The 6,947-nt window shown below is 70.3% G+C and carries 5 protein-coding genes; all 5 read left to right on the forward strand.

Annotation, left to right across the window (positions count from 1 at the left end):
• Positions 1 to 130: hypothetical protein (locus tag CKO41_RS18040; protein ID WP_200383259.1), on the forward strand; the 130-nt coding region annotated here is incomplete at its 5' end.
• A complete protein-coding gene (locus CKO41_RS18045) occupies positions 102 to 3,839 on the forward strand; it encodes a magnesium chelatase subunit H (protein ID WP_200383260.1) in 3,738 nt (1,245 codons plus the stop codon). The genes CKO41_RS18040 and CKO41_RS18045, both read left to right, overlap by 29 nt.
• Positions 3,840 to 3,910: 71 nt before the next feature.
• Entirely contained in the window at positions 3,911 to 4,729 is an 819-nt protein-coding gene (gene bchL, locus CKO41_RS18050; RefSeq protein WP_207144171.1) for a ferredoxin:protochlorophyllide reductase (ATP-dependent) iron-sulfur ATP-binding protein, read from the forward strand.
• A complete protein-coding gene (gene bchM, locus CKO41_RS18055) occupies positions 4,729 to 5,430 on the forward strand; it encodes a magnesium protoporphyrin IX methyltransferase (RefSeq protein ID WP_200253033.1) in 702 nt (233 codons plus the stop codon). Before bchL ends, bchM begins: the two co-directional genes overlap by 1 nt.
• Positions 5,427 to 6,857, forward strand: a complete 1,431-nt coding sequence (locus CKO41_RS18060; RefSeq protein ID WP_200383261.1) for a BCD family MFS transporter — start codon at positions 5,427 to 5,429, stop codon at positions 6,855 to 6,857. Before bchM ends, CKO41_RS18060 begins: the two co-directional genes overlap by 4 nt.
• Positions 6,858 to 6,947 lie beyond the last annotated feature (90 nt).

Genomic DNA, 6,947 nt, shown 5'->3' on the forward strand with positions numbered 1-6,947 from the left:
GCTCGGCAAGATCCCGTTCTTCGTCCGGGGCAAGGCGCGGCGCAACACGCAGCGCTATGCACGCGAGCGGGGGTTGGAGACGATCACAGTCGAGACGCTCTATGAAGCCAAGGCCCATTTCGGACGCTGAGGCGACGCCGGTGCGCGTCGTCATCGTGACGCTGGACAGTCATTTGGCGAGCGCGGTGGAGCGCGCGCGGGCGGCGCTGGCCGCGGAGCTGCCGGGGCTGGAGCTGAGCCTGCACGCGGCGGCGGAGTGGAGCGAGGACGCCGAGGCGCTGTCGCGCTGCCGGGCGGCGATCGCGCAGGCCGACATCATCGTGGCGACGATGCTCTTCATGGAGGAGCACATCGCGGCGGTGCTGCCGGCGTTGGCGGCGCGCGCCGAGCAGTGCGATGCGCTGGTGGGGTGTCTCTCGGCCGGCGAGGTGATCCGCCTGACGCGCCTGGGGCGGTTTCGCCTCGACGGCAGCGAGCGCGGCCCGTTGGCGCTGCTCAAGCGCCTGCGCGGGGCGAAGAAGGACAAAGAGGGCGGCAGCGCCGGCGCCCAGCAGATGGCGATGCTGCGCCGCCTGCCGCAGATCCTGCGCTTCATCCCGGGCACGGCGCAGGACGTGCGGGCCTATTTTCTCGCGCTGCAATACTGGCTGGCGGGCTCGGACGAGAACGTCGCCAACCTGGTGCGCCTGCTGGTGGACCGCTATGCCGACGGCCCGCGACGGGGCCTGCGCGGGCGGCTCAAGGTCGGCGCGCCGAGCGAATACCCCGAGGTCGGGCTCTACCACCCGCGGCTCAAGGGCCGCATCGCCGAGCGGCCCGAGCGCCTGCCCGCCGGGCGTGGCGAGGCCGGCACGGTGGGGCTGTTGGTGATGCGCTCCTACGTCCTGGCGGGCAACACCGCCCACTACGACGGGGTCATCGCGGCGCTCGAGGCCCGCGGGCTGCGGGTCATCCCGGCCTTCGCGAGCGGGCTCGATGCCCGCCCGGCGGTGGCCAAGTACTTCCGCCGCGACGGGCGCACGCTCGTCGATGCGGTGGTCTCCCTGACCGGCTTCTCGCTGGTCGGCGGGCCGGCCTACAACGACGCGCGGGCCGCCGAGGCGACGCTGGCCGAGCTCGACGTCCCCTATCTCGCCGCGCAGCCGCTGGAGTTCCAGACCCTCGAGCAGTGGGAAGGCTCCGAGCAGGGCCTGCTGCCGGTGGAGGCGACCATGATGGTGGCCATCCCCGAGCTCGACGGGGCGAGCGGGCCGATGGTCTTCGGCGGGCGCTCGGCGCAGGTCGAGGCCGGGCAGCGGCGCGACATGCGCGCCCACCCCGAGCGGGTCGGGCAGCTGGCGGCACGGGTCGCGCGCTGGGTGGCGCTGCGGCGCACGCCGGCGGCCGAGCGGCGCGTGGCGATCGTCCTGTTCAACTTCCCGCCCAACGCCGGCAACGTCGGCACGGCGGCGCACCTGGCGGTCTTCGAATCCCTCTACAACACGCTGGCGATGCTCGCCGAGGCCGGCTACCGGGTCGATGTCCCGGCCGACGTCGACGCCCTGCGGGCGCGGCTCCTGGAAGGCAACGCGGCGCGCTACGGCACCACGGCCAACGTCCACGCCCACGTGCCGGTCGACACCCACGTGCGGCGCGAGCCGCATCTCAAAGAGATCGAGGCCCAGTGGGGTCCGGCCCCCGGGCGCGAGCAGAGCGACGGGCGGGGCCTCTTCATCCTCGGCGCCGAGTTCGGCCAGGTCTTCGTCGGCATCCAGCCGGCCTTCGGCTACGAAGGCGACCCGATGCGCCTGCTCTTCGAGCGCGGCTTCACCCCCACGCACGCCTTCAGCGCCTTCTACCACTACCTGCGCGAAGACCTCAAGGCCCATGCGGTGCTGCACTTCGGCACCCACGGGGCGCTCGAATTCATGCCCGGCAAGCAGGCCGGGCTGTCGGCGCAGTGCTGGCCGGACCGCCTCATCGGCGACCTGCCGAACCTCTACCTCTACGCCGCCAACAACCCCTCCGAGGGCACCATCGCCAAGCGCCGCGCGGCGGCGACCCTGATCAGCTACCTGACCCCGCCGCTCGCCCAGGCCGGGCTCTACCGCGGGCTGCTGGAGCTGAAGGCCTCGATCGAGCGCTGGCGCACGCTGCCGCCCGAGGAGGCGGGGGAGCGCGGCGCGCTGGTCGGGCTGATCCAGGCCCAGGCCGCGGAGCTCGAACTCGCCCCCGCCGAGCCCGCCTGGGCGCTCAGTGCGGCCGAGGGCGAGGTGCACCGGCTCTGGCAGGCGGTGCTCGAACTGGAGGAGACCCTCATCCCGCACGGGCTGCACGTGGTCGGGGAGGTGCCCAGTGCCGAGGAGCGCGCCGACCTGCTCGCGGCGCTGGCCGAGGCCAACCACGGGGTACGCCCGCCGGCGGCGGCGCTCGCGGCGCTGGTCGCCGAGCGGCCGCTGGCCGAGGTCCTGGCCGCCGAGGCGGGCGCGCCGCAAGCCCACGACAACCCGGACAAGGCCGCCCTCTACGGCGAGCTCGCCGGGATCGCCCGCCTGCTCGGCGTCGATCACGAACTCGCGGCGATCCGCCAGGCGCTCGACGGGCGCTTCGTGCGCCCGGTGCCGGGCGGCGACCTGCTGCGCACCCCGGCGATCCTGCCGACCGGGCGCAACCTGCACGGCTTCGACCCCTTCCGCCTGCCGAGCGTCTTCGCCCTCAAGGACGGGGCGCGCCAGGCCGAGCGGCTCATCGCGCGCCACATCGACTCCGGGGCCGGGCTGCCCGAGACCATCGCGCTGGTGCTGTGGGGCACGGACAACCTGAAGAGCGAGGGTGGGCCGATCGCCCAGGCCCTGGCGCTGATCGGGGCGCGCCCGCGCTTCGACGGCTACGGGCGCCTGGCCGGGGCCGAGCTGATCCCGCTCGCCGAGCTCGGGCGCCCGCGCATCGATGTCGTCATGACCCTCTCGGGGATCTTCCGCGACCTGCTGCCGCTGCAGACCAAGCTCCTGGCCGAGGCCACCTATCTCGCCGCCACCGCCGAGGACGAGCCGCTGGAGGCGAACTTCGTGCGCCGCCATGCCCTGGAGTACCAGGCCGCCCACGGGGTGGATCTCGAAACCGCGGCGCTGCGCGTCTTCAGCAACGCCGATGGTGCCTACGGCTCGAACGTCAATCACCTGATCGACAACAGCCGCTGGAGCGACGAGGACGAGCTGGCCGAGACCTACACCCAGCGCAAGTGCTTCGCCTACGGGCGCAGCGGGCGGCCGGTGCGCCAGGCGGAACTCTTGAACAGCGTGCTCGCCAACGTGCAGCTCGCCTACCAGAACCTCGACTCCGTCGAGCTCGGGGTGACCACCATCGACCACTACTTCGACACCCTCGGCGGCATCAGCCGCGCCGTGGGGCGTGCCAAGGGCGCCGAGGTGCCGGTGTACATCGGCGATCAGACGCGCGGCGACGGGCAGGTGCGCACGCTCGCCGAGCAGGTCGCGCTGGAGACGCGCACGCGCATGCTCAACCCCAAGTGGTACGAGGGCATGCTCAAGCACGGCTACGAGGGGGTGCGCCAGATCGAGGCGCACATCACCAACACCATGGGCTGGTCGGCGACGACCGGGCAGGTCGCGCCCTGGGTCTACGAGCAGCTGACCCAGACCTACGTCCTCGACGAGGAGATGCGCGAGCGCCTCGCGGCCTTGAACCCGACCGCCTCGGTGAAGGTCGCCCATCGGCTCCTGGAGGCCCACGAGCGGCGCTACTGGGAGCCGGATGCGGCGACGCTCGAGGCGCTGCGCCGCGCCGGCGAGGAGCTCGAAGACCGCCTCGAGGGCGTCGTCGAGGGGGCCGCCGCGTGAGCAATGCAGGTCACCCTCAGGGGCCGCCGCCGGACGGCGAGGGGAGCGTCCAGGTGACGCTCGACCCGACGATGCGGATAGGCAAGGCCAAGGTCTTCGCCGTCTACGGCAAGGGCGGCATCGGCAAGAGCACGACCTCGTCGAACCTGTCGGTCGCCTTCTCGAAGCTCGGCAAGCGCGTCATCCAGATCGGTTGCGACCCGAAGCATGACTCGACCTTCACGCTGACCAAGCGGCTGGTACCGACCGTCATCGACGTGCTCGAGTCGGTCAACTTCCACCCGGAGGAGTTGCGCCCTCGCGACTTCGTCTACGAGGGTTATAATGGCGTGCAGTGCGTCGAGGCGGGGGGGCCGCCGGCGGGCACTGGCTGCGGCGGCTATGTCGTGGGGCAGACGGTGAAGCTGCTCAAGCAGCATCACCTGCTCGATGACACCGACGTCGTGGTCTTCGACGTGCTCGGCGACGTGGTCTGCGGCGGCTTCGCCGCGCCGTTGCAGCACGCCCATCGGGCGCTGATCGTTACGGCCAACGACTTCGACTCCATCTTCGCGCTGAACCGGATCGCGGCCGCCATCATGGCCAAGGCGCGCAACTACCAGGTGCGCATCGCCGGGGTCGTCGCCAACCGCAGCGCGGCGACCGACGAGATCGATCGCTACACCGAGGCGGTCGGTCTGCGGCGACTGGCCCACTTCCCGGACCTGGATGTGATTCGGCGCAGTCGCTTGAAGAAATCGACGCTGTTCGAGATGGATCCGGCTCCAGGGTTGGAGGCCGCCCAGCAAGAGTACCTGCGCCTGGCTGCCGCCCTCTGGGAGGGGACCGAGCCGCTCATGGCGACGCCGATGAAGGATCGCGACATTTTCGACTTTCTTGGATTCGATTGATGGGCAGTCCCACGTATCAGCAGCGGCGCGGTCAGATCGCCAACTACTTCGATCGTACGGCCGCCGACGCCTGGTCGCGGATGACCTCGGATGCGCCGTTGGGGCGGATCCGGTCGACCGTGCGGGCCGGGCGCACCCGGATGCGCGAGACCCTGCTCGGTTGGCTGCCGGCCGATCTGACCGGGCGGCGCGTCCTCGATGCCGGCTGCGGCACCGGGACGGTCGCCGTCGAGCTCGCGCGACGCGGCGCCGAGGTCATCGCCGTCGACCTGTCGCCGACGCTGATCGAGCTCGCCCACGAGCGCATGCCGGCCGATCTGGGGCCGGGGCGCATCGAATTCCTGGTCGGCGACCTGCTCGATCCGAGCTACGGGCGGTTCGACCACGTACTGGCGATGGACTCGCTGATCCACTATCAGGCCGAAGATGCGTTGCGCGTCATTGGCGGCCTGGCGGCGCGGACCGATGGCTCGATGGTCCTGACCTTCGCCCCGCGTACCGCGCTGCTGGCATTGATGCACATGGTCGGGCGCATCTTCCCGAAGGGCGACCGGGCCCCTGCCATCGAGCCGATCGCCGAGCCGACCCTTCGGAACCTGATCGCCGCCGACGAGTCTCTTGCGGGGTGGCAGGTGGCGCGTACCGAACGCGTCATCAGTGGCTTCTACACGTCTCAGGCTATCGAGTTGCTACCCAAATGAAGAAGAGCGATGTCCCGCAAATGAAGTGGGACTGGCGTCAGATCAGTCCCAAGTTTCTCCCGTTCGCCGATGCGGCGACGCCCGAGTTGCCGCTGCCGCGCCTGCTGCGGTTGTCGATGTTCCAGTGGTCGGTGGCCCTCGCGACCGTCCTGCTGGTGGGGACCCTCAACCGGGTCATGGTCGTCGAGCTGGGCGTGCCGACTTGGCTCGTCGCCCTGATGGTGTCGTTGCCGCTCCTCTTCGCCCCGTTCCGGGCGTTGCTCGGCTTCCGCTCCGACATCCATCCGTCGTTCATCGGCTGGCGCCGCGTGCCCTACATGTGGTTCGGCAATCTGATGCAGTTCGGCGGCCTGGCGATCATGCCCTGGGCGCTGTTCCTCCTTGCCCAAGATACGACCAACGTCCTGGCCGGCTACTTCGGCGGCGCCGTGGCCTTCCTGCTCGTCGGCGCCGGTCTGCACACGACGCAGACCGCCGGTCTGGCGCTCGCGGCCGATCTCGCGCCGCCGAAGGTGCAGCCGCGGGTCGTGGCCCTGCTCTATGTGATGCTGCTGGTGGGCATGGTCGGCAGCGCGATGATCCTGAGCGCGCTGCTCGCCGACTTCAGCTACAAGCGCCTGGCCCAGGTCGTCTCCGGGGCCGCCGTGGCGACCATGATCCTCAACCTGATCGCGCTGTGGAAGCAGGAGCCGCGCAACCCGGCGCGGACCCACCCGAGCAACGAGCGGCCCTCGTTCCGCGAGGCTTGGCGGGAGTTCTCTGCCGGCGGCCAGGCGACCAAGCTCCTCATCGCCCTCGGGCTCGGTACGGCCGGCTTCCAGATGCAAGACATCCTGCTCGAGCCCTACGGCGGTCAGGTCCTGCACCTGTCGGTCTCGGGCACGACCTTCCTGACGGCCCTGCTGGCCGGCGGCACGCTGGTCGCGTGCGGCCTCGCGGCCCACCTCCTCGGGCGCGGCTCCGACCCCTTCCAGATGGCGGCCTTCGGCTGCGTTGCCGGTGTGCTGGCCTTCATCATCATCCTGCTGTCGGCCCCCGTCGACTCGATCCTGATGTTTCGGATCGGCACGACGCTGATCGGCTTCGGGGCCGGCCTGTTCATGGTCGGCACCCTGGTCGCCGCGATGGGGATGGCCCGTGAGGGCTACAGTGGATTGGCGCTCGGGGCCTGGGGGGCCGTCCAGGCCACGGCCGCCGGTATCGCGATCGCCGTGGGCGGCGCGTTGCGTGACTTCGTCTCCGATCTGGCCATGCAGGGCGCCCTGGGCCAGGGATTGATCAGTATGTTCACCGGCTATGGAGTCGTCTATTTCCTAGAGATTGTGCTGCTGTTTGCCGCTATCATCGTGATCGGGCCATTGGTGCACTCGCTGCGTGAGGACCGATCGGAGTCGTCGAAGCTTGGTCTGGCCGAATTCCCAGGCTAGTCCAATTTCTAACCTAGGGGGAACATGTTATGGATTATGTTGGTGATTTCACCACTCATGCCGACGTTGCCATCATCATACTGAAGACCT

The sequence above is a fragment of the Thiococcus pfennigii genome, assembly GCF_016583835.1.
Lineage (GTDB): Bacteria > Pseudomonadota > Gammaproteobacteria > Chromatiales > Chromatiaceae > Thiococcus > Thiococcus pfennigii.

Bases quoted from the DNA above. Each gene is read 5' to 3' on its own strand.
- CKO41_RS18045 (WP_200383260.1), top strand. From the start codon at position 102: ATGAAGCCAAGGCCCATTTCGGACGCTGAGGCGACGCCGGTGCGCGTC.
- CKO41_RS18060 (WP_200383261.1), top strand. From the start codon at position 5,427: ATGAAGAAGAGCGATGTCCCGCAAATGAAGTGGGACTGGCGTCAGATC.
- bchL (WP_207144171.1), top strand. From the start codon at position 3,911: ATGCGGATAGGCAAGGCCAAGGTCTTCGCCGTCTACGGCAAGGGCGGC.
- bchM (WP_200253033.1), top strand. From the start codon at position 4,729: ATGGGCAGTCCCACGTATCAGCAGCGGCGCGGTCAGATCGCCAACTAC.